Annotated in this window: 3 protein-coding genes; all 3 read left to right on the top strand. The window is 44.0% G+C overall.

All coding sequences use genetic code 11. The features are described from left to right. A partial coding sequence (locus AC1DUA_RS36170; protein WP_477504325.1) for a CdaR family protein occupies positions 1-1,574 on the top strand: 1,574 nt, incomplete at its 5' end. After that, positions 1,519-2,079, top strand: a complete 561-nt coding sequence (locus AC1DUA_RS36165) for a helix-turn-helix transcriptional regulator (protein ID WP_477504324.1) — start codon at positions 1,519-1,521, stop codon at positions 2,077-2,079. The genes AC1DUA_RS36170 and AC1DUA_RS36165, both read left to right, overlap by 56 nt. 187 nt (positions 2,080-2,266) lie before the next feature. Then, positions 2,267-3,187 carry an ABC transporter permease gene (locus tag AC1DUA_RS36160; protein ID WP_477504323.1) on the top strand — a complete coding sequence of 307 codons (921 nt, stop codon included), beginning with the start codon at positions 2,267-2,269 and terminating at the stop codon, positions 3,185-3,187. The last annotated feature ends 107 nt before the right edge of the window (positions 3,188-3,294 follow it).

The raw sequence follows: 3,294 nt of genomic DNA, 5'->3' as shown, positions 1-3,294 counted from the left end.
GAACAGGGGAGAGGGCGATCGAGATGGCCATTTCTAAGGTGCATAAGTTCCGATTAGCCCTTTTTTGGCGGCTTTTCACCAACTATTTCATTGTTATTTTGATTCCCGTAATTGTGGCTAGTATTCTCGCTCATGTGCTTGCAGTCCGCACGATTGAGAAGGATGCTGAGAAGCTGAATGATGTCGTTATTAGCCATTTCTCCAAGCAAACCGATACAGCCTTGGATTCACTCAAAACCAATATGATCAACATGCTCAGCTCATCGAATGTAATAAGTCTTCTCAGGGTCATTGATGATTCGCGCGAAAATCAGCAGCGTTCGGATCAGTTTTATGCTCTCAGAGAACAGTTAATGAAGCTTCAGGCGGATAAATTGGTATCGAAGGTGTTTCTGTATTTTCCGAATCATGATCTGGTTGCGGATGTCGATATTTATACCGATAAATCGTATTACTTTAAAATGACTTATCCGCTCGATGAGCAGCAGCAGACCGAATATCTCTCCCATTTTACAGGCAAAAAAATGATGGAAATCATGGACTCGAGCACGCTCGGCATGTCAGCAATTATGAGTTATCCGTTTAATACGGAAAATCCTGAGGTTTATTTGGTCGTGCATTTTGATCAAGATAAGCTGAAAGAACAAATTTCAATCCCTGAGAAATGGGTCACAGGTACGGCGATTGCGACTAGTCAGGGTGAAATTCTGAATCAGCACGGCTTGACGGATAAAGAAGTAAATGCGGTGCTGGAGCATACGCGTTCGAAGGTGATTGAATCTCAATTCCTTGTTACGGATGAAATCGCCATGTCTCTGGTGAAATCCCGGTTCAACGAAGCTTGGTATTATGTTACGATCGCAGATCTTCGTACTTTAATGAAACCAGCCTATATGACTAGGTTGATTAGTTGGGGGTTTCTAGTCTTTTTTCTCGTGGTGGGCAGCGTTGTGTCGTATTACTTAAGCCGACGATTGTATCGGCCGATTCAAGAAATAACAGATGAGAATAAAGAACTGTCACAGCGAATGACCGGTATGTTCCCCTTGATGCAGGAGCTTTTTATCACCAAAATTTTGCAGGGGGAATATCAAGACGAGCTGTCAATCGCTTATTATGCGAAGGAAATTAATTTCACCTATGATAAGCAGGCGATGCGCACGGTGCTGTGCATTGCGTTTCACTACAACTCGGAGGTGTATGACCGGCTCTCGGAGACGACGAAGTCATTCATGTTCGTGGAGATCAAAGAATTGATACGCAAATCCACCCCTTCCATGGTCTGGCTATGTCAAACGAAACCGGATGTCTTAGCATGCGTTGTCACTCATGATACGTTCCTGCATCTTGGTGCAGAAGAAGCTGCGGACATTACGAAATTGGTGCTGGAATCGTACAGCCAATATTTCAAGGCAACGATCGGCATCGGGAAAACCGTGAACGCCGCAGAAGAGCTGCATGAATCTTATGAGCAAGCACTATCCGTCCTGCAAAATCGCGGACTCGTTGTTGGAGTCAGTGCGCGAGAAGCTAGAGGATGGGAAGCTCAAAAATGCGACTGCCATGCAGGTTAAATATTTATGTACGGACGTTTTGAATACATGGATTCGAGCTGTAGAAACCGAGCACAATGATTTTAATGTGCCTTTTTTTTCTAGCTTGTATGATCGACTACATAGCTGCATGACGTGGGACGAATTGGAGCAATCTTTCTTGGACATTCATCGTGTTTTATTCCGAACGGAAGAACCCGATCAACGCACGCAGCAGTTTTCGGAGATACTGGATTATATTCATGAGCATTATAATGAGGAGCTTTCGATTGAATATTTTGCAGGGCTGCTCAACATGTCGAACGGGCATTTCAGCCGAACGTTCAAAGAAGCCGTGGGCGAGAAGTATGTGGAGTACATTGCCAAATACAGACTTATGAAAGCGAAGCAATTTCTGCTGGAGACAGATATGAAAATCGATGACATCGCGGAGAAAGTTGGCTACTGGGGCCGTAATTCGTTCATTCGAACTTTTCGCAAATATGAAGGCATCACGCCGGCGAAATATCGTACGATGCATCATTAAAGGATAGAGACTTCATTTTTTCCGAAGTCTCTATTTTTTCTTCCAGAGCCGTTTAACCCCTTAGAAGCCGCATGAAATCGGGCTTGCAAAAAAAGAGACACGGGGTAATTATGCGTGCTTTACGGTAAAGCCCCGCTCTCTGTATAGTAAGGCCATCAACTTCCGAAAGGAGGAGGGGGGAGGCAGTATGCTGCAGCGAAATGGGATGTGGTACGTATTGAAGAAACATAGAGCGCTATATTTGTTAATGCTGCCGGGGATTTTATACTACATCATTTTCAAATATGTGCCTATGTACGGGGTCATCATTGCCTTTCAGGACTATTCGATCGGCAGAGGAATTATGGATAGCAAATTTGTAGGTTTCAAACATTTTATTGAATTTTTTTATGTCAATCCGGATTCCTGGAAGCTGATTCGCAATACGGTCATGTTAAATGTCTATGTTCTTCTGTTTCATTTTCCAGCACCGATCGTTCTGGCTATTTTGTTTCATGAGCTTAAGAATAAAATGTTTAAACGCATCGCACAAAGCATCAGCTATATGCCGCACTTTTTATCAACGGTCGTAATCGCCGGAATTCTTGTCACATTTCTGTCGCCGCAAACGGGCATCATTAATTTCTTACTGGTAAAGGTATTCGGGATGGAACCAATTCTGTTTCTTGGGCTGCCTGAATGGTTCAGAGCCATCTATGTCTCCTCGGAAATATGGCAGAAAATCGGGTGGGGAACGATTCTTTACTTGGCGGCGATCGCCGGGATCGATCCAACACTGTATGAAGCGGCAAAAATGGATGGAGCGAACCGTTATCACCAAATGCGCCATATTACCTTCATTGGCATGGTACCCGTAATGATTATTCTGTTCGTTCTGACACTGGGTCATTTCATGGAAACAGGCTTTCAGAAAATCTTGCTGTTGTACAACTCCATGAACTACGAAACCTCGGATGTGATTAACACGTTCGTCTACCGGCGCGGGATCTTGGATGCGGATTTCAGCTTCGCGACAGCGGTCGGATTATTTCAGTCCGTTATCGGTCTCATTCTCGTCATTGGCGCAAATCGCATAGCTAGAAAACACTCAGAGACCAGCCTGTGGTAAAGGAGGAATCCTATTGAAAATCAAGCAGTCCGTACCCTCCAGAATTTTTGACACATTGAATTACACGGTTATGATCCTTCTTATGATTGTGATGATCTATCCGCTAG

Source organism: Paenibacillus sp. 01T422, assembly GCF_056398785.1.
Note: the sequence above shows the minus strand (reverse complement) of the source record. Positions and strands in the feature narration are given on the sequence as shown.